Below are 23,528 nucleotides of genomic sequence, written 5' to 3'. Positions count from 1 at the left end.
ATGCGTATTAAACAAAGGATCGCTGCAATATTAGTGATTATATTAACCATTTGCGGTCTTGGTGGCTTTGCTGCTCCAGCGGCAGCAGCTGATTACATTCAGGTTTCTCGACAAGTTACACCGGCAGAAATCACCACTGAAGAAGAGGCAACGGTTGAACTTACGATTCAAGGGACCCCACCTGTATCCGTTGTAAGACCGAATGATGTTATTCTGATTATCGATAAATCAGGCAGTATGGCAGGCGATAAGATTGTTGCCGCTAGAGACTCTGCTAAGGGTTTTATTGATCTGATGGATTTAAATGTCCATCGTGTAGGCATTGTGGATTATAGTTCGCAAAATAATGTGAAGACGTTTCCGCTGACAACGGATGCTAACACAGCCAAAACGTACGTTGATACGATTCAGGCGAGTGGCGGAACCGGAACAGGGTATGCCATTGATGCTGCTATTAATGAGTTAACAAAGGCACCGCGAGAAGGAGCACAGCCAGTTATTGTATTAATGACGGATGGAGATGCGACCGAACCAAGCGGTAATGCCTACCAATATGCTCTGGATAGAGCGACAGCCGCCAAAGACCAGGGGATCGTATTCTATACGATTGCATTATTAAATACGAATGATAATCCTGATACAAGCGGTCCCAATCAGCTTCTGACCAAAATGGCAACCACTTCATCTCATCATCACTTCGTGTTAGGTTCTGTCGGTCTAAGCGACATTTATGCGGCTATTGTAAAAGAAATCGGAATAGCAAGTGCTTATAATGTAAAAGTAACCGACTATGTGAACGACCAATTTGAAATTGTCCCTGACTCTTATCTACATAATATCCCGCAACCGACAGTATCAGGGAACGAGATCAGCTGGAGTTTCCTGGAACTCAAAAACAATACTTTGAAATTCACTTACAAAATTCGCCCGAAAGTACAACAGACTGGTAGCTTCTATGTATCAACCAATGCAGCCAACATAACCTACCAAGATTATGCCGGTGCCAACCGGAATAAGCTTATTCCGAATAAGTTGCTCAAAGTTAAGCTTCCTGCTCCAGTGATTACTTCCATTGTTGAACCGTCGGGTCATCCAACAGGTGGAAATGAAATTCAAATCAATGGAGATAAATTTGTAAGCGGCGCTAGAGTATTTTTTAATAGCACTGAGATAAAAGATGTAACATTTGTGGATACACAAAGTCTCAAGTTAATCGTTCCGGCAGGTAAGCAAGGAGAAGTAACCGTTAAAGTAATGAATCCGGATAGTCAATTTGCAACAAGCAGTTATCGGTATATTGCGAACCCTGAAGTAAAGAGTTATAGCCCTGTGGAAGGACCTGTCGAGGGAGGCACCAACGTTGTATTTAGCGGGAACTATTTCCTTTCCGGCGTTGTTGTTAATTTCGGGGATCAACCTGGTGTTGTCTCAACACAACGGACTGACTATTTAGTTGCTAAGACTCCGTCTGCAACGCAGGCTGGAGCCGTTGATATTACAATTACTAATCCGGATGGAACCACCCTGACAATTCCTTCTGGTTTTACTTACAAAGAAGCGGAGAAGCCAAAACTTCAAATTACAGCCGTTACTCCAAATACAGGTCTTCCAGCTGGTGGAGAAGCCATTTATATTAATGGTAAATTGATAGACCCATCTGTAAAGGTGTATTTTGGAGCAAATGAGGCAGTCGTAAAATCTTTCATTTCTGCGGACCGGATTCAGGTTGAGGCGCCTGCAGGGCAAGAAGGAACGGTAGATGTAAAAATCGTGAATCCGGATGGCCAGGAGGCTGTATTATCTCAGGCGTATACCTATGCCAAGCCTCAATACCCGGCTCCCGTTGTGAGTGGAATTACACCTAGTTCCGGTGAAACAACGGGTGGTAATACTGCTTACATTTCGGGTAGCGGATTCGTAAAAGGTGTACGAGTTTTGGTGAATAATGTTGAGGCAGTGGTTACTTCTACTACGGCCATTCGCTTGGCTGTTACAATTCCGGCTTCTTCTATAGAAGGTGCAGTTGATGTTAAGGTAGTAAATCCGGACGATAAAGAGGCGATCTTGCCATTAAGCTATACTTATATCTTACCTCCACCTCCTCCGGCACCGGTGTTAAATACAATTACACCAAACAGCGGTCCTTTAACAGGGAATACGACAGTGGTACTAAATGGTGAAAACTTTGTTAAGGATGCAGTGGTACTCTTTGATGACATTGAAATCCCGAGTACCTTTGTAAGCAATAAGCAATTGAAGATAGTTACCCCGACCTGGGCTCAAGCTGCCACTGTTCAAGTAAAAGTGAAGAATCCTAGTGGTCAGTTAACGAATGAAGATGTTACTTATTCTTATATTGAGCCTCAGCCTGAGCCTGTTGAAATCACAGTAGTAAATCCTAACTCAGGTCTAACAACAGGTGGTAATGTAGTATATCTGACAGGAACGAACTTTAAAAGAGGAATTGAGGTATTTTTTGGAGATTCTCCAGCTCAGGTCTATTCTTTTACAAGTGCAACCCGAATAAGCGTTTATGCGCCTGCGGCTTCATCGGTAGGGCAAGTGGATATAAAAGTCATAAACCCGGATAAAGGTACGTTTACTCTACCAGGAGCATACACATACACATTGGTTCAACCTACGATCACAAGCTTGACACCTGCAAACGGGCCAAAAGCAGGGGGAACTCATCTATACATTAATGGTGCCAATTTTGAGCCTTCAATGACTGTCACCATTGATGGAGCTGTAGTGCCGATTGATACGTATGTGAGCAACTCAAGAGTTAAGGTAATTACTCCGCCAAGTCCAACAGCAGGCACAGTACCACTTGTTGTTACATTAACTAATGGCGAAAGTGCTTCATCTACATTCACTTATGAAGAGCCGCCATTGGCTCCTGCACCAATTATTAAATCTTTGAACATTACCAGCGGTTCAGCTGCAGGAGGAAATACGGTTTATTTAAGTGGATCGAATTTCGTAAAAGGTGCCAAGGTTTACTTTAATGGAGTTGAATCAACTAAAGTAACCTTTACCTCTGCAATTCGTATGTCCGCTGTAGTTCCGGCAGGTACAGGGGTAGTCCAAGTTAAAGTAGTAAACCCTGATGGACAGGAAAGCAACACGCTCGATTACACATATAATTAATAGGTTAGTTATCATAACCATGACGGCTGTCTCTAAAGTCAAGCAATTGGCTTTTAAGAGGCAGCTTTTTTTCTAGAAGGCTCCAATTGTTCAGATTACGGACGTCTCTAACATTTAAAGGATTTATACCGATGAATTATATATAGCTAGAGAAGTCGTACTAGTTCAATATTAAATCAGCAGATTACAGTGTTCTCTAGGAGGAGCCATGTTAACAAGTATAGTCATATTGACCTATAATCAAATGGAATACACAAAGGAATGTATAGAAAGCATTCGGTCATACACAAATCCTGACAGCTATGAAATTATCATTGTCGATAATGCATCTGAAGATTCTACAAGAGAGTGGCTTCAAGGACAAAAAGATATTAGAACGATCTTAAATGAAGAGAATTTGGGATTTCCCAGGGGATGTAATCAGGGGATAGAAGCAGCAAGTGGGGACAACATCCTTTTACTAAATAATGATGTGGTAGTTACAAAAAACTGGTTGGAGAATATGCTCTCTGCTCTGTATAGTGAGGAGACTATCGGAGCTGTAAGTTGTGTAACAAATAGGTGTTCATACAATCAGACCGTACCGACAAATTACAGTACAATTAATGAAATGCAAAAATACGCAAGGAACTTCAACTCTCTGAATCCGGTGAAATGGGAAGAAAGATTAAAGTTGGTCGGTTTTTGCCTTTTAATACGGAGCAGTGTAATTCAAAAAGTGGGGCTTCTTGATGAACTCTTTACTCCAGGGAATTACGAAGATGACGATTACTCCATTAGAATTCGCCAAGCAGGATATAAGTTGTTGTTATGCAAAGATACATTTATTCACCATTATGGCAGTGTTTCATTTAAAGGCCGTGGTCAAGATCTAAGATATCAACAACTTCTAAATAAGAATAAGCAAAAGTTTCAAAAAAAGTGGGGGTTTGACGCCACCTATTCTCAGCATGTCAGAACTGAATTGTTAGATATGATTAAGGATCCAGTTGACACTTCTCTTCGCGTTTTAGAAGTAGGCTGCGCATGTGGAGGGACATTGTTAGGTATAAAGAATGTATATAAAAACAGCAGATTATATGGAATAGAGCTAAATAAATATAGTGCCGAAATAGCATCTTTAATTGCGGAAATGGTTGAGGCCGATGTGGAAAAGGATAGCTTGCCGTATCCTGAAGAATATTTCGATTACGTTATTTTTGCGGACGTCTTGGAGCATATGAGCGATCCCTGGGCAGCGTTAAAGAACATAAGAAGGCACTTGAAACCAGAAGGGAGAATTCTAATGAGTCTCCCTAATATCATGCACTATAGTGTAATCAGTAAGTTGATTATGGGGACTTGGGAGTATGAGGAATCCGGAATTTTAGATAAAACGCATTTAAGATTTTTTACAATGAAAGAAATTTACAAAATGGCTATCATGACAGGTTACGAGATTAGAAATATGAGTGGATCAACTCTGACAGAAACAAAGGAATCAGAAATCATCGTTAATCAATTTGCCGCAATGGGAAGCGAGGAAAGAAGAGAGCAATTCAAAACCTATCAATATATTGCTATATTGGAAAAGGACCCCATGCATGATGTATTAGAAAAATTGCTTGATCACCAGAATGAGCCACAAGTTATATTTGAGAAAGTTAAATGTTTTACATCAGAGAAACTGATCGAGAAAATCTCATTCATTTCAGATATTGCCCTTAAAGTTGAATTGTTGAATACTCTTGGTGTGGTTCAATTTCAAATGGGAAATTATGAAGAAGTACTTCCGTTTCTAGATAAAGCATATCAGATTGATTTAGCGAATATAGAAGTTGTATATAACATTGCTTACTTCCTTGAATATATCGGTGAAAAAGAGGAGGCTGTTCCTTTTAAAGAGATTTTGAAGAAATTAGCCCCAAGATCTACACTGACATGATAGACGCTATGGATAATTGATGGATTAATAAGCTACGTTACATGATGAGGGGACATTATGAAAAAGAGTATTGTCACATTGAAGCCACAATATATGAATGAGTTTCAATGTATTGGTAATGCATGTTCGGATACCTGTTGTTCAGGATGGAAAGTGAATATTGATAAGCAAACATACAAAAAATATAAAAAAATAAAAGATAGAGAAGTTGCCACTAAGATTGCAAATTATATTAAGAAAGAGAATACACTATCGACTGACAATGTTGCCTGTATCCAAACTAATGCAGGGGCTTGCGTCTTTCTTCATGATGGATTGTGTGAGATTCAACTTAAATATGGAGAGGAGTACTTATCAAAAACCTGCTTAACATATCCGAGGGTATTTAATATTGTGGATCAACAGGTAGAGCTTTCCGCGAATATGTCATGTCCCGAAACAGCAAGACTGGCATTATTAAACCAAGAGTTAATGCAGTTCGATGTAGTAGAAGAAATGCTGGATGTAAGGCATATAATTAAGCAAAGAATTGAAACCAAACAAAGTGTTTGGAACAGTTGCTTCTGGGAAATTAGAACATTTACTATCGAAATACTGCAAAATCGAAGCTACAGTGTTTCAGATCGTTTGATCTTTTTGGGACTTTTTTGTGAAAAGCTGGCTTCTGTTTCATCTAGTGAGAATCGTTCACAAATTGTTAATGTAGTGACTGAGTTCAGAATGCGATTAAATTCTTCTGACACAGTGAAAGAAATAAGTAAGCTTCCTCATGCGTATCATGTCCAGTTAAGTATTTTTAAAGAAATATTACAAACCCAAACCAACATTCAACACAACAGACTTCGGAATTATAATAATGAAGCATTACGAGCATTCGATTTTGAATCATCTGATAAGGATGCAATACTATCTAAATATACCAAAGGTTGTAACGAGTACTATGTGCCATTTGTAAATGAACATTCCTATATTCTCGAAAACTATCTGGTTAATCAAGTTTTCCATCGTTTATTCTTATTCAAGGAGGGTTCGAACATCCTTGAAGAATATCTTCGACTGGCGATATTGTTTAGTACAGTGAGATTCTATCTTCAAGGAGTAGCTGTATTTGAGAAAAAAATGACACCGGAGAAGGCAGTCGATATTATTCAGGCGTTTAGCAAATCAATTGAACATAGTTCGAGTTATTTAAATCTTCTTTCGAGTAAGATAATGAATACTAAAGTTGATAAATGGGCGTTTTTAATTACGCTATTAAAGCAATAATTGTTTAGGTTTTTGGTATCTGTAGGAAATTTTCGAAATGGGTCATCCTCCTGTTTCACCCCCTCCCTCCCTGGTTAAATAACCATAAACCTATTTTGTCCGCAAACTATTTTCGCTCGCCAACTCAGTCGTGAAGCCAAGTCGACATTTTTCCCGGTTTTCTGCAAAAGAAAACCTTTTCCTTGGTAATTGACACTGGATAAGTCGGGTGCTATAGTCGGAAATGTGGACAATTAGTGTCACACTTTATTTGACAATGAAGGGAATGTTAGTGCATGCAAGGTAAAGTGAAATGGTTCAACGCAGAGAAAGGTTATGGCTTCATCGAGACTGAGGACGGCGGCGACGTATTCGTACATTTCTCCGCGATCCAATCCGAGGGCTTCAAGACTCTGGAAGAAGGACAATCCGTAGAATTCGAGATCGTTGAAGGCGCTCGTGGCCCGCAAGCAGCTAACGTAATCAAATTATAATCATCCCGGCATAGCCGACCTACATAAACGGTAATCGATGGTTAACAATTGGAGATTCGCTAGCCCAAGACTCCGGAACTTCCGGGGTCTTTTTTTGTATCCGACCTCAGAAAAATATTGTGCTAAAATTCACAATTCTGTCTTTTTACATAGCCATAACAAAATGGTATAATGAGGGTGCAAAGGAGGAGTGCCCAATGCAATTCACTATCCGAGGTCAACAAATTGAAGTGACCGATGCTTTGAAGGACTATGTTGACAAGAAACTCAGCAGGCTAGATAAGTATTTTGATGCACCCCCCACCTCTGAAGGATACGTCACCCTGAGTGTCATTCGAGGATTGCACACGGTGGAAGTGACCATTCCGCTTACCGGTGTGGTACTTCGTGCGGAAGACCGAAGCGATGATATGTACGCTTCCATTGACGCCGTTGTGGACAAGTTGGAACGTCAGATTCGCAAGCACAAAACCAAGCTGAACCGCAAGATCAAGCAAGAGGGCGGACTGAAGACGCTCATTGCGGAGAACGGGGCAGCAGCCACCAGTCAGGTGGATGCCGAGCAAGTGGAGTATGACGAGGACGAATACGAAGTCGTCCGTACGAAACGTTTTACCATGAAGCCGATGGACGTGGAAGAAGCGATCCTGCAGATGAACATGGTAGGCCATAATTTCTTTGTATTTTCCAACATTGACACACAAGAAGTAAATGTCGTCTACAAGCGTGATGACGGCAAGTACGGATTGATCGAGCGGGACTAAATTTTAAGCGGAAGTATTCCCAAGGGAATGTGGAGGCAGCTGGCCCGGTTCGAATTTTAAAATGAAATCGAAATGTAAGATGAGCCTTCATCCGTGCAAGCGGGTGGGGCTCTTTATTTGGATATACGGCTTCGAGACGCGTAAGGATCGTAAAAAGGGTGGGATTTGATGGTAAGCCCATCGGAGTATGCCGAATAGTGCAACCTTTTTATCGATGGAATGGGTTCATAAGGAACTTCATCGGTCCTTCTTACAACAGCTTCAGATGACACAAAGCCAGGACTTCCTATATAGCCGGATCGAGGCCCATCTAGCCGCTTATTTAACGCTAGCTTCAGACGGTGGCTCCAGGCTTCATCCTCAGCTTATTCCCTACAATGGACATCGTTGCTTCTGTCCTCATTAGATGTAGAATTCACTTCGAGGATGAAGATAATTCCATTGCTGCGCGCTGGGGAAATGCTCCACGCAACTTTTTTGGGCCTCTCCGCGTCTCATAGAGTAAGGCTTCGCGCAACAGACACCTCTTGTAATAGCACATATTGTTGCGGCATCCCTTACAAACTGTTACAATTTATGCAAACCCTCATTTTATGGGACGGGCTTTTTAGCCTGCATGAAATGGGACCATCATAAGGAATCAATGAATCGATTTCATCATTTAACCCTTTGGCATTTAATGAAGTTGATTCTATCACTTGTTTTGCACGAAAGGGGTTAACCATGCTAGGACTTGTCAAAAAGATTTTCGGCGACACCAACGAGCGTGATGTCAAACGTCTCATGAAGACGGTCGATGTAATCAACAAAATGGAACCGGATTTTGAGAAGCTCTCCGATGAGCAGCTGCAAGCCAAAACCGAGGAGTTCCGTGCGCGGATCGAGAAAGGTGAGACGCTGGAGGAATTGCTTCCCGAAGCGTTCGCGACAGTTCGTGAAGCTTCTAGACGGACACTCGGCAAGCGTCACTATGACGTGCAGCTGATCGGGGGAATGGCCCTCCACGAAGGCAGAATTGCAGAGATGAAGACCGGTGAAGGTAAAACCCTTGTAGGTACGCTGCCGGTTTACTTAAATGCCCTGCTTGGCAAAGGGGTTCACGTTGTAACGGTCAATGATTATCTGGCACAGCGTGACAGCCAAGAGATGGCGCAGATATATAACTTCCTGGGAATGACGGTCGGGGTTAACCTGAGCGGTATGGAGCACCCGGATAAACAGCAGGCCTATGCTTGCGATATTACGTATGGAACGAACAATGAGTTCGGCTTTGACTATCTGCGGGACAACATGGTCCTCTACAAAGAGCAGATGGTTCAGCGTCCGCTTTATTTCTGTATCATTGATGAAGTGGATTCGATTCTGGTTGACGAAGCGCGTACGCCGCTCATCATCTCGGGACAAGCTCAGAAATCGACCGAGCTGTATTTTGCAGCCGACCGGTTCGTGAAGCGTCTGACGGCCGAAGAGGATTATACGGTAGACATTAAGGTCAAATCCGTAGCCTTGACGGAGAAAGGCGTGGCGCTGGCGGAGCGTTCCTTCGGGATCGAAAACCTGTATGACCACAATCACGTAACATTAAACCACCACATTGTACAAGCGCTGAAAGCGAACGTGATCATGCGCCGCGATGTGGATTATGTTGTTACCGACGACGAAGTGGTCATCGTTGACGAATTTACGGGCCGTCTGATGGCTGGACGCCGCTACAGCGACGGTCTCCACCAGGCGATCGAAGCGAAGGAAGGCATTGAGGTTCAGAACGAGAGCATGACTCTCGCGACGATTACCTTCCAGAACTACTTCCGGATGTATCGCAAGCTGGCGGGCATGACCGGTACGGCGAAGACGGAGGAAGAAGAATTCAAGAAGATCTATGGTCTTGAAGTGCTTCAAATTCCTACGAACAAACCGAATCAGCGTGTCGACATGCCGGATGTGGTTTACAAGAGCGAAGATGGCAAGTTTAAGGCAGTAGTAGCCGAGATCGTGGAACGCCATAAGAAGAACCAGCCGATTCTGGTGGGTACGGTTTCCATCGAGAACTCCGAGCGTTTGTCTGAAATGCTGAAACGCAAAGGCGTCCAGCATAAAGTACTGAATGCGAAATACCATGCGGAGGAAGCGGAAATCATCTCGCGCGCCGGTCAGCCGGGATCGGTAACGATCGCGACGAACATGGCGGGACGCGGTACGGATATTTTGCTTGGCGAAGGCGTACAGGATATTGGCGGACTTCACATTATCGGTACCGAACGTCACGAATCGCGCCGGATCGATAACCAGCTGCGCGGCCGTGCCGGTCGTCAGGGTGACCCGGGGTCTACCCAGTTCTACCTGTCCCTCGGCGATGAGCTGATGAAGCGTTTTGGTACGGACAACGTGCTGAACATGATGGAGCGCCTTGGCTTCGAAGAAGATCAGCCGATCGAGAGCAAAATGATTACCCGTGCGGTTGAATCCGCGCAGAAGCGGGTAGAAGGCAACAACTTCGACATGCGTAAAGTCGTTCTCCAATACGATGACGTCATGAACCAGCAGCGCGAAATCATCTACAAGCAGCGCCGCGAGATCTTGGAATCCCAAGACATCAAGCAAATCGTGGTAGAGATGATCAAGCCGGTCATTGACCGCGTCGTGCAGGCGCATTGCAGCGATGACATTCCGGAGAACTGGGAACTACAGGAAGTGGCAGACTACGTGAACAGCAAGCTGCTGGACGAGGGTGCCGTTACCCGCGAGGATCTGTGGGGCAAAGAAGCCGAAGAGCTTACCGAGTATCTCTTCGATCGCGTGATGAAGAAATACGAAGAACGCGAGCAAGCCATCGGCGAAGAAATGGTACGCGAGTTCGAGAAGGTTATCGTGCTGCGCGCGGTAGACAGCAAGTGGATGGATCACATCGATGCGATGGACCAGCTGCGTCAAGGTATCCACCTCCGTGCATACGGCGGTACCGATCCGCTTCGCGAATACCAATTCGAAGGCTTCGAAATGTTTAATGCGATGATCGCTACGATCCAAGAAGAAGTGGCGACCTACATCATGAAGGCCCAAATCGCAACGAACCAGGAACGTCAAGCGGTTGTGGACGAGAACAAAGTCTCCACAAACAGCAGCAGCGAACCTGCCGAGAAGCGACCGGTCCAAGTGGCTGAACAGATCGGCCGGAACGATCCATGCCCTTGCGGCAGCGGCAAGAAGTACAAGCATTGCCATGGACAGAACGCGTAAGCGATCACTCCCAAAGGCGATGAATCGAATAGAATAGCCCGTCCAGGTGATGGGCGCGGATTTTTCTGGCTCCCTTAAGAGCGGCAGATGAACCGGGTGATGGTGGTCTTTTCCACGGTGATCCGAATACCCCTGCTGCGCTTAAGGGAGTTTATCTGAATAAACAGCGAAATTCCTGGTACAGCAACGTAAAATTCTCTTGAAATGGAACGTTTTCCATGGAGGAGAGGGTATACTGAAATTATTACGTGTAGATAAGAAAGGACGAGGACTCATGATCGATCCAAGTGTGAAGCAGGACCTGCGTGAAATCAGCAAGAAACTAACCAATCTTAGGGGGTCTCTTTGACTTAGATCTCAAACAGGAAATGATTGAGAATTTTGAAGAGAAGATGGCGGCTCCGGATTTCTGGGACGATAATGAGAAGGCTCAGGCGCTAATCGCCGAGATGAATGCCGTGAAGTCATCCGTGGATCAATATCAGAAGCTGCAGGCGGATTACGATGATGCCGTCGTGATGATCGAGCTGGCGGATGAAGAGGGCGATGACTCCCTTGCGGGAGAGATCGGTGAGACGATTAAGGACCTGGTTGGGCGTGTGGAGGAATTTGAGCTTCAGCTGCTGCTGAACCAGCCTTACGATAAAATGAATGCGATTCTTGAGCTGCATCCCGGCGCAGGTGGCACCGAGTCTCAAGACTGGGGACAAATGCTGCACCGCATGTACACGCGATGGGCCGAGAAGCGCGGCTTCAAGGTGGAGACGCTGGATTATCTTCCTGGCGATGAAGCGGGAATCAAAAGCGTAACCCTGTTGATCAAAGGCTTTAATGCTTACGGATATTTGAAGGCTGAAAAAGGGGTCCATCGACTGGTTCGGATCTCTCCGTTCGATTCTTCGGGCAGACGGCATACGTCCTTCGTGTCCTGTGACGTCGTTCCTGAGATTAACGATGAGGTTGAACTGGACATCCGCACGGAGGACCTGAAGATTGATACTTACCGTGCGAGCGGTGCCGGTGGTCAGCATATCAATACGACGGACTCGGCCGTACGGATCACTCACCTTCCAACGGGTGTGGTCGTAACCTGTCAGAATGAACGGTCCCAGATTAAGAACCGCGAGCGTGCAATGACCATGCTTCGTTCCAAGCTCTACGAGCGAAAGATCGAAGAACAGCAGAAGGAATTGGCGGAAATCCGCGGCGAGCAGTCCGACATCGCATGGGGCAGCCAGATTCGTTCGTATGTTTTCCATCCGTACAGCATGGTTAAAGACCATCGTACACAGGTGGAGACCGGTAATATTGGAGCCGTCATGGACGGGGATCTGGATGGATTTATCGACGGGTACTTGCGCAGCCAGATCAAGCAAGAAGTCGAGTAAGGACGTTGAGGAGAGATTTATAGAACTATGGCGCAATCCGCTGGCAATCCATCGATCAACAAACGAAAAAGAGAACCCTTGATTCCGATCAACGGTCCGCTTCGGCAGACGGTGGACGCAATCTTTATTATCGTCGGCTCCTTTATTATGGCGCTGTCGTTTAATCTGTTTTTCCTGCCCAATCACATCGCCTCGGGCGGCGTGTCGGGTTTGTCCGTTCTTGCGCAAGCGTGGCTCGGCATTGAACCGGCCTTTACGCAGTGGGCGCTGAACATTCCGTTGTTCGTGCTTGGCTTTTGGCTGCTTGGACGCGACTACGGCATCCGCTCCCTGCTGGGAAGCGTGATTTTGCCGCTGTTCGTCTTTTTGACCAAGGACTGGCCGATTCCAACCTCTAACCCGCTTCTGGCATCGATTTATGGCGGTATCGGCGTCGGTATCGGCATGGGGCTGGTCTATCGCGGCAGGGGGTCAACCGGCGGATTGACCATCGTGGCGCAGCTCCTGCAAAAATACAGCGGCCTGAGCTTTTCCGTCTGCGTCGTACTGCTGGATGCGATCGTAATCTCGTCGGCAGCCCTCGTATTGTCGCTGGAGCAGGCGTTATACGCACTGATTGGATTATACGTAACAGGCAAAGTGATTGATGCCATTGAGCTGGGCCTTAGCTTTACCAAGGTGGCCTACATTATATCCGATCATACGGAGCCGATTACCAAGGCCATTCTCGAGGACCTTGACCGCGGATTAACCAAGCTGACCGCAGAGGGAGGCTACACGGGCGAACACCGGACGGTCCTGATGGTTGTTGTCGGACAGAGCGAAATTCCCCGTCTCAAAACGGTGGTCCAATCGGTGGATCCGAATGCCTTCGTCATCATTAGCAATGCCCATGAGGTATTGGGCGAAGGATTCCGCAATATTAAGGCGTAGCCTCGCGGCTCGTCAGCATACTCTCTATAAAAAAAGAAGTAACCATTTGTCAGACGGCGTAGTCTGAACATGGGTTACTTCTTTTTTTATGTAATGGGATCGTTACCGACTGATCTGAACCAGCGTAATCTTTGCCTTGGCGGTGTCCGCCATGAAGGAGATGCGGGTCTTGCCGAAAGTGTAGACCATCTCGTACGCCTCTTCCATGTCGTTATAATACATTTCGTAGGCGCTGCCTAAATGCTTTTTGACGTCTGCAAAGGTTTGGTTCGGCAAGCCTTCTTTACCTATTAACAAACACCACATGCCGTTAGAGCCTGTATAAGGGTTTTCGAAATTAAATCCGGCATACGAAATATTTTTGAATTTCCAAAACTCGCCGCCGTAGTGGTAGAATGAACTCACAGGTTTTCCCAATTTGGAGGCGATCTGATTTTGGGTCATGCCGAATTGGACGCCGCCAAAGCCTGGAATGACTCCCTTTTTCAAATAAGCCGCCGTGTTTTTGTTGAGGATTAACATTGGCGCAGGTTTGGTTTTGGCTTGGGTGGTTGAAGCGGCAGCGAAACTGGGATGAGGAGCCTGCCACGTTAGGCACATCAGCAAGAGAAGACATAATAGGCCCGTCGTTCTTTTGAATATCATGGTTTTACCTCCAGGAATCTAAGTTGTAGGAACATATTTCCTAAAGAGGATTATATCAAAGCATAGTTTAGGTCGATAGCCATATTTATTAGGTTAAAAGTAATAGGGAGCGTGAAGTCTTAGTTTATAGAACAAGTAAGGGGGACTTACGAATGGAAATCGAACAGATCTACGGCAGTTTGCCGGTGCTGGAAACCGACCGCTTGCGCCTTCGCAGAGTATCGATGCAGGATGCCGATCACATGTATGCCTATGCCTCAGACGACGAGGTGGCGAAATACGTCACTTGGGAGACCCATCGCTCGATCGATGACAGCAAGCGGTTTATTCAATTCATACTGGCTCAGTATGCCAAGCATGATATTGCCCCGTGGGGGATCGAGCTGAAGGAGAGCGGGAGACTGGTCGGGACGGTTGATTTTGTATGGTGGAAGCCCGAGCAGCAGGCCGCGGAGATCGGTTATGTGCTGGCGCGGGATTGTTGGGGGCAAGGCATCATGACCGAAGCGGCCTCTGCGCTGCTCAAGCTTGGTTTCGGCCGTATGGAGCTTGTACGCGTGCAGGCTCGATGTTTGGTGGAGAATATCGGCTCTCAGCGCGTAATGGAGAAGATCGGCATGTCCTATGAGGGGACGGTGAGGAAGGGGATCAAGGTTAAGGGGCAGCATTGGGACCTCAAGCTCTATTCCATTCTGAAAGAAGAGTTCGATCCATCTCGATAGACATTGCCTCGGAGCTCGTTAGCAGTTTGGACCAAATTTGAATAATCCATTGTATTTATATGAATACGGTCGTATAATAATACATATTTATGAGACGGATAAAGTCAATGAATACCTTGGAAGCACATATCGCTTTTGACGCAGGATACGGAACGCTTCCGAAGAAGTTCATGACCAGCCTGACTGCTTTTGAAGCAAAAAGGATACCAAGAATCATCAGCGGACACGCGTGGTTTTTGATATCCCAACATAGGATGAAGAGGGAATTTAGGCGGCGGCATGGATCGATCGGAAGAAGGAAACGGATGAGCATGGCGTAGAGATGAAGGATGGATGAATGGGACCTTGCATAAGGTCCTTCAGCTGTTCCTTGGGGAGAGGGATGAGGATATGACGGACACAAACACAGTAAGAGTTGCTATTGTTGGATCTACCGGCTACGGTGGCGTGGAACTGATCCGCTTGCTGCAAGCGCACCCGCGCGTTGAGATTACATCGGTAATCTCTTCATCGACGGCAGGCGTACCGATATCGGACGGATTTCCGCATTTGACCAATATCATCACACGCAACCTGGATGGCGTTAACCCGGCTGAAATCGCCGAGGTGGCCGACTTGGTGTTTGCGGCTACGCCTTCGGGCGTCAGTGCCAAGCTGGTACCGGAGCTGCTGGATGCAGGCTTGAAGGTCATTGATCTCTCGGGCGATTTTCGCTTGAAAGATGGAGCCGTATATGAACAGTGGTATAAACACACGGCTCCGAGCGCGGAGCTGTTGGAAAAGGCCGTATACGGCCTGTGCGAAGTGTTTGGCGAAGAGGTCCGCGATGTGGATTTCATCTCCAATCCGGGCTGTTATCCGACCGCGACGCTGCTGGGCCTGATTCCGGCCATCAGCGCGGGCTGGATCGATGCTTCATCCCTTATAATCGACGCCAAATCCGGCGTGTCCGGTGCAGGACGGGGAACGAGCCTGATGACGCATTATGCCGAAATCAACGAGAACTTCAAAGCCTACAAGGTGAATAAGCATCAGCATATTCCCGAGGTCGAGCAGGTATTGACGCAGGTAGCGGGCGAACCGATCACGGTCACCTTTACGACGCATCTGGTACCGATGACGAGGGGGATCATGAGCACCATGTATGCCACGCTGAACGGTCCTTACACGGAAGAGGATTTCATTGAACTGTACCGCCAGTATTTCAAGGATCGTAAATTTGTGAGAATCCGCGACCTGGGCGTATGGCCTGCCACAAAAGAAGTCAGCGGGTCGAACTTCTGCGATATCGGATTTGCGGTGGATGCGCGTACGAACAGAGTGACCATTATATCGGTCATTGATAATGTGGTGAAGGGTGCGGCCGGGCAGGCGATCCAGAACCTGAATTTGATGATGGGATGGGAGGAGAGCCTCGGACTTTCGTTTACGCCGATTTATCCGTAAGCGGCTGGGGGATACAGACATGGGAGAGAATACGTTTGCGATTATCGATGGGGGCAGCATCGTAACGCCGCAAGGCTTCAAGGCTGCCGGGCTCCACTGTGGACTTAAGAAGACCGACCGTAACGACCTGGGCGTCATTGTATGCGATGTGCCTGCCGTGGCGGCTGCCGTCTATACGACGAACCTGTTCCAAGCGGCACCGCTGAAGGTAACGCGTGAAAGCTTGGAGGACGGCAAGCTTCGCGCGATTGTCGTGAACAGCGGGAATGCCAATGCCTGCACGGGCAAGCAGGGCGAAGAGGATGCTTACACCATGCGCGCCGATACGGCTGCGCAATTCGGCCTGGACGTGAACGATGTGGCCGTTGCTTCGACGGGTGTCATCGGAGAGCTGCTGAAGATGGACCGAGTATCCTCTGGTATTGCAGGCTTGCCTGCACGGCTCAGCGGCGAAAGCGAAGGGGCTGAAAGCTTCAGCCAAGCGATTTTGACAACCGATCTGGTAAAAAAGGAAGCCTGCGTTACCGTACAGGTTAACGGCACGAAGGTAACCATCGCCGGCACGGCGAAGGGATCGGGGATGATTCATCCGAACATGGCGACCATGCTCGGATTCATGACGACGGATGCGGTCATTGGTCAGGAAGCGCTGCAGCTGCTGCTGCGCCAAACGACCAACCTGACCTTTAATATGATTACGGTGGACGGCGATACAAGCACCAACGATATGCTGGTTGCGATGGCAAGCGGCCTGGCGGGGCATGACGTGTTAACGCCGGAGCATCCGGATTGGGATGCATTCGCAGCCGGCTTCCACTATGTGTGCCAGCAGCTGGCGAAGGCGATCGCACGTGACGGAGAGGGAGCTTCCCGCTTGATCGAGGTTCGCGTGGACGGCGCCGAAAGCGACGATGACGCGCAAGCGATCGCCAAGACGATCATCGGCTCCAGCCTGGTCAAATCGGCGGTGTTCGGTGCGGATGCCAACTGGGGACGGATCATTGCCGCTGTGGGCCGCGCAGGCCGTCCGGTCAATCCGGAGACGGTGGATATTGCCATTGGTCCGATTTCGGTGCTGGAGCAGTCAAGGCCCGTTGCTTTTGACGAAGATGCGGCGCTGGCTTACCTTCAAGGCGACACCGTGGATATCGACGTGAAGCTGCATATCGGCAGCGGGTCGGCTACGGCTTGGGGCTGTGATTTAACCTATGACTATGTCCGCATTAATGCGGCTTATCGTACTTAGATAACTAAAAAATCAGGACGGAGGAGATGGATATGAAGAGCACGATCGATCAAGAGAATTCGCAGCCGGTTCAAACCTCAAGCGCGGATACGTTTGTGATGAAATGCGGCGGCAGTACGCTCGCTGGGCTTCCTGACAGCTTCTTCGAGGATTTAAAGAATCTGCAGCAAAAGGGGGTTAACCCCGTTATCGTGCACGGCGGCGGTCCCGCAATTTCCGGCAACCTGGAGAAACTCGGCATCGAGACCGAGTTTGTGAACGGGCTGCGCAAGACGACGGAGGATGTGCTGGACGTCGTGGAGATGGTGCTCGCGGGCACCATCAATAAACAGATTGTACGACGGATTCAAAGCGTGGGCGGCTCTGCCATCGGCTTGTCCGGTTCGGACGGCGGGCTGATCGAGGCCAAACCGGTGACGAACCATGCGGAGGTTGGCTGGGTTGGCGACGTTACGTTGGTGAAGTCATCGATCCTGAGCGGCGTGTTGGAGATGGGGTACATGCCGGTGGTTGCGCCGATCGGCGTGGATCCATCCGGGCAGCGCTATAACATCAATGCCGATACGGCGGCTGGTGCCGTGGCTTCTCATCTGGGCGTTAACCGGATGATCGTTGTCACCGACGTGCCGGGGATCATGAAGGGATCGGGCGGCGAGAAGCGGGTGCTTCCGACCGTGACGGTGCAGGAGATCGAGGATATGATCGGAACGGGCGAAATCTATGGCGGCATGATACCGAAGGTAAGAGCAGCCATCAGCTGCATTCACGGCAAAGTGAGCGAGGTCGTCATCGTGGACGGAAGCGAGCCGAACGTGCTGAGCCGGGTGCTTGGAGGCGAAGTGCTGGGTACGCGTATCGTTCGGATGTAATAAGGTACGGTTTGATATTCAAACTGGAACTATAAAAAACTTCAACGGAGAAGGCGGAATCATTCCGGAGAAGCGAAGCGGGCCCCTTTGTCCACGGAATTTATCCTTGTTTACATGATTCCATAAAAATCTGTGGGCAACAGGGATCGGAGGAATGATCCGAATTCGCAGTGCTGGTTAAGCTTAATGGATGTTCATATCGTAGGATGGTTCAAACGCGAACCACGAAGCTATGCTAAATGCAAAGGAGTGTGTGAAGGCTATGGGAAAAGAAGCAGCAGGCGGTGTTAAAGCAGCTAATGAAAGCTCGTTGTTCCAAACGTACGCCAGATACCCAATCGCCCTGGTCAAAGGGGAAGGCAGCTGGCTATGGGATGATCAAGGTAACAAGTATCTTGATTTTATGGCCGGTCTGGCGGTAACGAATCTCGGCCATGCCCCGGTAAAAGTGAAAGAAAAGCTGAAGGCCCAGCTGGATGAATTGTGGCACGTCTCGAACCTGTTCCACATTCCGGGCCAGGAAAAAGCAGCCGAGCTGCTGACAGCCAACACCTGCGCGGATGCGGTCTTCTTCTGCAACAGCGGGGCCGAAGCGAACGAAGCGGCCATTAAGCTGGCACGCCGCTATCATCAGAAGGTGAAGGGAACGGGACGCTACGAAGTCATTACGTTTACCCAGTCCTTCCATGGTCGGACGCTGGCTACGCTGACGGCCACCGGCCAGGATAAGGTGAAGGAAGGCTTCCTTCCGCTTCCTGCAGGCTTCAAAAGCGTTCCCCTGCATGACCTTCCGGCGCTGGAAGCAGCCATTAACGACAATACCGCAGCCATCATGATCGAGATGGTGCAGGCGGAGGGCGGCGTGCATCCGGTGGAACCGGAATTCCTTCAAGCCGTCACCGCGCTGTGCAAGAAGCACGGACTGCTGCTGATCGTGGATGAGGTGCAAACGGGCATGGGCCGGACCGGCAAGCTGTTTGCGCACGAGCATTACGGCATTGAGCCGGACATTTTCACCGTGGCCAAAGGGCTCGGCTCCGGGTTCCCGGTCGGCGCGATGCTGGGCAAAGCTTACTTGCGCGAAGCCTTCACGGCAGGAAGCCATGCCACGACGTTTGGCGGCACGCCGATTGCCAGCGCCGTCATCCAGGCCACCATCGAGACGATGCTGGAGGACAACGTGCCGCAGCGCGCGGCCGAAGCCGGAGAATATTTGATGACGAAGCTGAATGAGAGCCTGGGAAATCATCCTTTTGTGAAGGCGATCCGGGGGAAAGGCCTGCTGATCGGCATCGAATGTGTCGAACCGGTTGGCGAGCTGGTGCTGAAAGGACAGAGCCGCGGGCTGCTCTTCGTAACGGCAGGACCAAACGTGATCCGGCTGCTTCCGAATCTGTACGTCACTAAAGAAGAGATCGACCAGGCAGTATCGATCGTTACGGAACTTATACATGAGCATACGGCGGTTAGCCAAGCATAAAAGAATCGTGCAGCAGCATTATGGACAATAACAGCATGGTTAAGGAGGACTGAAGAATATGGCCGCTAGCGGACAATTGAAGGAATTAAGCCTGAAAGGGCGGGATATGATCGAGCTGGACGAATACTCGACGGAAGAGATTCAGTTCTTGCTCGATTCGGCAATCGAGATCAAGCGCAAGCAGAAGAACGGGGAAGTCTATCAGCCGCTGAAAGGCAAGACGATCGGCTTGATTTTTGAGAAGTCGTCCACGCGGACGCGGGTTTCGTTCGAGGCTGGGATGTTCCAGCTGGGCGGACATGCACTCTTTTTGAGCAAAAACGATATTCAGCTCGGACGCGGCGAGCCGATCAGCGATACGGCGCAGGTGATGTCTCGTTATCTGGACGGCCTGATGATTCGTACCTTCGGGCACGACAACGTGGTCAACCTGGCAAAATATGCTTCGATTCCGGTCATCAACGGCCTGAGCGACATGGCGCATCCATGTCAGGTGCTGGCTGATTTGCAGACGGTGCTGGAGCACAAGGGTAAGCTGAAAGGCCTCAAAATGGCCTTTATCGGCGATGGCAACAACATGGCGCATTCGCTCCTGATCGGCGGTGCCAAGATGGGCATGCATGTGGCCGTAGCCAGTCCGAAGGGCTATGAGGCGGATGCCAGCATTGTGAAGCTGAGCGAGAAAATCGCGGCGCAAACGGGCGGCAAAATCACGATCACCCAAGACCCGCTCGAAGCCGCGAAGGATGCGGACGTGATCTACACGGATGTATGGGCAAGCATGGGCTTTGAAGAGGAGCAGGCACAGCGGGAAGCCGCGTTTGCGGACTACCAGGTAAACGAAGAGCTGGTGAAAGCGGCAAAGCCGGATTACTTGTTCCTGCATTGCCTCCCGGCCCACCGCGGGGAAGAGGTCAGCGAAGGCGTGATCGACGGTGCCAATTCCGTCATTTTCGATCAGGCCGAGAACCGTCTCCATGCCCAGAAGGCTTTAATGGTTGCTTTGATGGCATAGAGCCGCCGATGACCAGCGAACATTCTCTATGAAAATGCGTCAATGGACGTTTTCTTTAGTATAATGAAGGACAGTGTTGTTAGTAACAAAGAGAGGGAGTTTAACCATGGCAAAACAAAAAATCGTACTGGCGTATTCCGGCGGTTTGGATACGTCTGTCATTCTGAAGTGGCTGAAAGAAACCTACGATGCGGAGATCATTGCCTTCACGGCCGATATCGGCCAGAAGGAAGAGCTGGACGGACTTGAGGAAAAAGCGCTGGCGACCGGCGCCTCCAAAGTATACATCGACGATCTGCGCGACGAATTTGCGAATGATTTCATCTTCCCGATGTTCCAGGCGGGTGCCATGTACGAAGGGCAGTACCTGCTCGGCACCAGCATCGCGCGTCCGTTGATCGCGAAACGCATGGTGGATATCGCACGTGCCGAAGGCGCGACGGCGATTGCGCACGGCGCTACGGGTAAAGGGAACGACCAGGTTCGTTTTGAGCTGGGCGTAGCCGGCTTGGCACCGGACATTGAAGTGATCGCGCCTTGGCGCATCGAGGAGTTCCGTAACTCCTTCCCGGGACGCGCGGAGATGATCGCTTACGCGGAAGCGCACGGCATTCCGGTAACGGCATCCGCTGCCAAATCCTACTCCATGGACCGCAACCTGCTCCATATCAGTTACGAGAGCGGCGTGCTGGAGGATCCTTGGTTTGATGCAAGCGCGGAGGACAGCAAGGATATGTACCTGCTCAGCGTATCGCCTGAGGATGCGCCGGATGAGGCGGAATACCTCGAGCTTACGTTCGAGCAAGGGAATGTCGTTGCGCTGAACGGCGAATCGATGAGCCCGCTGCAAGTGATGGAGAAGCTGAACGAGCTGGGCGGCAAGCACGGCATCGGTCGCGTGGATATGGTGGAGAACCGTTTTGTCGGCATGAAGAGCCGCGGCGTCTATGAGACACCGGGCGGCACGATCCTGTTCACCGCTCATCGCAAAATGGAGTCCATTACGATGGACCGTGAAGTGATGAACCTGCGCGACAGCCTGATTACCCGCTACAGCACCTTGGTTTATAACGGCTTCTGGTTTGCGCCGGAGCGTCTGGCATTGCAGGCGCTGGTGACCGAGAGCCAGAAGAACGTTACGGGTACGGTGCGCGTGAAGCTGTACAAAGGCAATGTGATCGGCGCAGGCGTGAAGAGTCCGGTAAGCCTGTACAACCCGGACATCGCCACGATGGAAGCCGATCCAACGCAAGCTTACGATCAAGGCGACGCTACCGGCTTTATCCGCTTGAACGCATTGCGTTTGAAAGTGGCATCCGGCGTGAATCAGAATCAATAAGTTAACAATAATGAACAGGCTGAAGGCCGTTTTCATGCTGGAGAGCTCCGTCGATTCTCGTTGAACGGGACGAACGGAACCTCTTAAGCGGGAAGCGGCCCTCTGCCTTAAATCAGAGAGGGGCAAGTGTTGTGAGCAAGTTATGGGGCGGACGCTTTACGAAGCAGACCAACGCATTGGTAGAGGAATATACGGCATCCATCGGTTTTGACAAGCAGCTGGCCGAGGAGGACATCCAGGGAAGCCTTGCGCATGTGTCCATGCTGGGCAAATGCGGCATCGTGCCGGCGGAGGACGTGGAGACGATCAAAGCCGGCTTGAACAAGGTGCTGGAGCGCATCCGTGAGGGCAGCATCGAGTTCTCCGTATCGGATGAGGATATCCATATGAACATCGAGAAGAATCTGATCGAGGAAATCGGACCTGTCGGCGGCAAGCTCCACACGGGCCGCAGCCGTAACGACCAGGTGGCAACGGACATGCACTTGTATTTGCGCAACCGCGTCGTGGCTTTGACCGGCATGCTGCACGAGCTGCAGACCGCGTTGATTGGGCAAGCCAAGGATAACCTGGATACGATTATTCCAGGGTATACGCATCTGCAGCGTGCGCAGCCGATTCTGTTCGCGCATCATCTGATGGCTTACGTGTCCATGTTCCAGCGGGATATCGACCGTCTGATCGACAGCTATAAGCGCATTAACGTGCTGCCGCTCGGGGCAGGCGCGCTTGCGGGCACAACGTTCCCGATCGACCGCCATTTCGTGGCCGAGCAGCTCGGTTTCGACGGCGTTTACGAGAACAGCCTGGATGCGGTCAGCGACCGCGACTTTATCCTGGAATTCCTCTCGGATGCTTCCATCATCATGATGCACTTGTCCCGCCTGAGCGAGGAGCTGGTGCTTTGGAGCAGCACCGAGTTCAACTTCGTCGAGCTGGATGATGCGTTCTGCACGGGCAGCAGCATTATGCCGCAGAAGAAGAACCCGGACGTGCCCGAGCTTGTCCGCGGCAAAACCGGGCGGGTATACGGCAACCTGATGGGTCTGCTCACCGTGCTGAAGTCGCTGCCGCTTGCTTATAACAAGGACATGCAGGAAGACAAAGAGGGCATGTTCGACACGGTGGCTACGCTGGAAGGCGCATTGCAGCTGTTCGCTCCGATGATTGCCACGATGAAGGTCAACAAAGGCCGCATGCGCGAAGCGGTGAACACCGACTTCTCGAATGCAACGGACATTGCGGACTTCCTGGTCGGCAAAGGTCTTCCGTTCCGCCAGGCGCACGAAGTGATCGGCAAGACCGTATTGTACTGCATCCAGAACAACAAATACCTGCTGGACCTGACGCTGGATGAATTCAAACAGTTCTCCGAGCTGTTCGACGACTCCATCTATGGCGTGCTTCAACCCGAGACGGTGGTCAATGCGCGTAACGTTTACGGCGGCACGGCAACCGAGCAGGTGAAAGCGGCGATCGACCGCAGCGTGCAGACCCTCCAGGTCACGGAAGAATGGCTGGGTCTCCGCCAGGGGAATGTAGAGTAAGGATACAGAAAACCTGACGTAGCAAAAATAAAGGTGGACCGGCAAATGTTACATTTGCTGATCCACCTTTTGTTGTGTAACGAT

At 49.4% G+C, this 23,528-nt stretch carries 17 protein-coding genes; 16 read left to right on the top strand and 1 reads right to left on the bottom strand.

Annotation, left to right across the window (positions count from 1 at the left end; all coding sequences use genetic code 11):
• From M1D70_RS29035 to M1D70_RS29000, 8 genes are all read left to right on the top strand, one after another.
• Entirely contained in the window at positions 1-3,150 is a 3,150-nt protein-coding gene (locus tag M1D70_RS29035; protein ID WP_456288587.1) for an IPT/TIG domain-containing protein, read from the top strand.
• Positions 3,151-3,358: 208 nt separating this feature from the next.
• Complete coding sequence (locus tag M1D70_RS29030; RefSeq protein ID WP_456288586.1) at positions 3,359-5,074, top strand: glycosyltransferase; 1,716 nt, start codon at positions 3,359-3,361, stop codon at positions 5,072-5,074.
• Positions 5,075-5,131: 57 nt separating this feature from the next.
• Positions 5,132-6,340: a flagellin lysine-N-methylase gene (fliB, locus tag M1D70_RS29025; RefSeq protein ID WP_456288585.1), complete on the top strand. Its 1,209-nt coding sequence runs from the start codon at positions 5,132-5,134 to the stop codon at positions 6,338-6,340.
• 275 nt (positions 6,341-6,615) lie between these two features.
• On the top strand, positions 6,616-6,813 hold the full coding sequence (locus M1D70_RS29020; RefSeq protein WP_009594275.1) for a cold shock domain-containing protein: 198 nt from the start codon (positions 6,616-6,618) through the stop codon (positions 6,811-6,813).
• A gap of 197 nt (positions 6,814-7,010) precedes the next feature.
• Complete coding sequence (hpf, locus tag M1D70_RS29015; RefSeq protein WP_009594286.1) at positions 7,011-7,577, top strand: ribosome hibernation-promoting factor, HPF/YfiA family; 567 nt, start codon at positions 7,011-7,013, stop codon at positions 7,575-7,577.
• A 723-nt stretch (positions 7,578-8,300) separates the two neighbouring features.
• A complete protein-coding gene (gene secA, locus M1D70_RS29010) occupies positions 8,301-10,814 on the top strand; it encodes a preprotein translocase subunit SecA (RefSeq protein ID WP_009594271.1) in 2,514 nt (837 codons plus the stop codon).
• A 274-nt stretch (positions 10,815-11,088) separates the two neighbouring features.
• Positions 11,089-12,202 (top strand): peptide chain release factor 2 gene (gene prfB / locus M1D70_RS29005; RefSeq protein WP_139212449.1). Its coding sequence is split into 2 segments (ribosomal slippage): positions 11,089-11,160 and positions 11,162-12,202, totalling 1,113 coding nucleotides; the frame shifts between segments, so codons are not numbered across the junction.
• Positions 12,203-12,229: 27 nt separating this feature from the next.
• Positions 12,230-13,135 (top strand): YitT family protein, encoded by a 906-nt coding sequence (locus tag M1D70_RS29000; RefSeq protein ID WP_456288584.1) that lies wholly within the window; start codon positions 12,230-12,232, stop codon positions 13,133-13,135.
• A gap of 102 nt (positions 13,136-13,237) precedes the next feature.
• Here the strand turns inward: M1D70_RS29000 and M1D70_RS28995 are convergent, their stop codons facing one another.
• The gene (locus M1D70_RS28995) at positions 13,238-13,780 is read right to left on the bottom strand and encodes a hypothetical protein (RefSeq protein WP_009594218.1); all 543 of its coding nucleotides are present in this window, start codon (positions 13,778-13,780) and stop codon (positions 13,238-13,240) included.
• 152 nt (positions 13,781-13,932) lie between these two features.
• Here M1D70_RS28995 and M1D70_RS28990 point away from each other — a divergent pair, with 152 nt between their 5' ends.
• The 8 genes from M1D70_RS28990 to argH all read left to right on the top strand — a co-directional run bounded on the left by M1D70_RS28990 (position 13,933) and on the right by argH (position 23,444).
• Positions 13,933-14,502 (top strand): GNAT family N-acetyltransferase, encoded by a 570-nt coding sequence (locus tag M1D70_RS28990; protein WP_456288583.1) that lies wholly within the window; start codon positions 13,933-13,935, stop codon positions 14,500-14,502.
• A 390-nt stretch (positions 14,503-14,892) separates the two neighbouring features.
• Complete coding sequence (argC, locus tag M1D70_RS28985) at positions 14,893-15,948, top strand: N-acetyl-gamma-glutamyl-phosphate reductase (RefSeq protein ID WP_036673269.1); 1,056 nt, start codon at positions 14,893-14,895, stop codon at positions 15,946-15,948.
• 19 nt (positions 15,949-15,967) lie between these two features.
• Positions 15,968-17,194: a bifunctional glutamate N-acetyltransferase/amino-acid acetyltransferase ArgJ gene (gene argJ / locus M1D70_RS28980; RefSeq protein ID WP_009594216.1), complete on the top strand. Its 1,227-nt coding sequence runs from the start codon at positions 15,968-15,970 to the stop codon at positions 17,192-17,194.
• Positions 17,195-17,226: 32 nt separating this feature from the next.
• Positions 17,227-18,063 (top strand): acetylglutamate kinase, encoded by an 837-nt coding sequence (gene argB / locus M1D70_RS28975; RefSeq protein ID WP_456288582.1) that lies wholly within the window; start codon positions 17,227-17,229, stop codon positions 18,061-18,063.
• A gap of 262 nt (positions 18,064-18,325) precedes the next feature.
• Entirely contained in the window at positions 18,326-19,543 is a 1,218-nt protein-coding gene (locus M1D70_RS28970; RefSeq protein ID WP_456288581.1) for an acetylornithine transaminase, read from the top strand.
• 58 nt (positions 19,544-19,601) lie between these two features.
• Positions 19,602-20,558: an ornithine carbamoyltransferase gene (gene argF, locus M1D70_RS28965; RefSeq protein ID WP_456288580.1), complete on the top strand. Its 957-nt coding sequence runs from the start codon at positions 19,602-19,604 to the stop codon at positions 20,556-20,558.
• A 106-nt stretch (positions 20,559-20,664) separates the two neighbouring features.
• Positions 20,665-21,897, top strand: a complete 1,233-nt coding sequence (locus M1D70_RS28960; protein WP_456288579.1) for an argininosuccinate synthase — start codon at positions 20,665-20,667, stop codon at positions 21,895-21,897.
• A 131-nt stretch (positions 21,898-22,028) separates the two neighbouring features.
• Positions 22,029-23,444, top strand: coding sequence for an argininosuccinate lyase (gene argH, locus M1D70_RS28955; RefSeq protein WP_009594251.1), 1,416 nt, complete (start codon positions 22,029-22,031; stop codon positions 23,442-23,444).
• The last annotated feature ends 84 nt before the right edge of the window (positions 23,445-23,528 follow it).

Source organism: Paenibacillus sp. AK002 (genome assembly GCF_053903045.1).
The sequence above is the reverse complement of the archived record's forward strand: the minus strand, read 5'-3'. Positions and strand labels throughout refer to the sequence as shown.

Excerpts from the sequence above, each read along its gene's own strand:
- M1D70_RS29035 (WP_456288587.1), top strand. The coding sequence starts at position 1 with ATGCGTATTAAACAAAGGATCGCTGCAATATTAGTGATTATATTAACC.
- M1D70_RS29030 (WP_456288586.1), top strand. The coding sequence starts at position 3,359 with ATGTTAACAAGTATAGTCATATTGACCTATAATCAAATGGAATACACA.
- fliB (WP_456288585.1), top strand. The coding sequence starts at position 5,132 with ATGAAAAAGAGTATTGTCACATTGAAGCCACAATATATGAATGAGTTT.
- M1D70_RS29020 (WP_009594275.1), top strand. The coding sequence starts at position 6,616 with ATGCAAGGTAAAGTGAAATGGTTCAACGCAGAGAAAGGTTATGGCTTC.
- hpf (WP_009594286.1), top strand. The coding sequence starts at position 7,011 with ATGCAATTCACTATCCGAGGTCAACAAATTGAAGTGACCGATGCTTTG.
- secA (WP_009594271.1), top strand. The coding sequence starts at position 8,301 with ATGCTAGGACTTGTCAAAAAGATTTTCGGCGACACCAACGAGCGTGAT.
- M1D70_RS29000 (WP_456288584.1), top strand. The coding sequence starts at position 12,230 with ATGGCGCAATCCGCTGGCAATCCATCGATCAACAAACGAAAAAGAGAA.
- M1D70_RS28995 (WP_009594218.1), bottom strand. The coding sequence starts at position 13,780 with ATGATATTCAAAAGAACGACGGGCCTATTATGTCTTCTCTTGCTGATG.
- M1D70_RS28990 (WP_456288583.1), top strand. The coding sequence starts at position 13,933 with ATGGAAATCGAACAGATCTACGGCAGTTTGCCGGTGCTGGAAACCGAC.
- argC (WP_036673269.1), top strand. The coding sequence starts at position 14,893 with ATGACGGACACAAACACAGTAAGAGTTGCTATTGTTGGATCTACCGGC.
- argJ (WP_009594216.1), top strand. The coding sequence starts at position 15,968 with ATGGGAGAGAATACGTTTGCGATTATCGATGGGGGCAGCATCGTAACG.
- argB (WP_456288582.1), top strand. The coding sequence starts at position 17,227 with ATGAAGAGCACGATCGATCAAGAGAATTCGCAGCCGGTTCAAACCTCA.
- M1D70_RS28970 (WP_456288581.1), top strand. The coding sequence starts at position 18,326 with ATGGGAAAAGAAGCAGCAGGCGGTGTTAAAGCAGCTAATGAAAGCTCG.
- argF (WP_456288580.1), top strand. The coding sequence starts at position 19,602 with ATGGCCGCTAGCGGACAATTGAAGGAATTAAGCCTGAAAGGGCGGGAT.
- M1D70_RS28960 (WP_456288579.1), top strand. The coding sequence starts at position 20,665 with ATGGCAAAACAAAAAATCGTACTGGCGTATTCCGGCGGTTTGGATACG.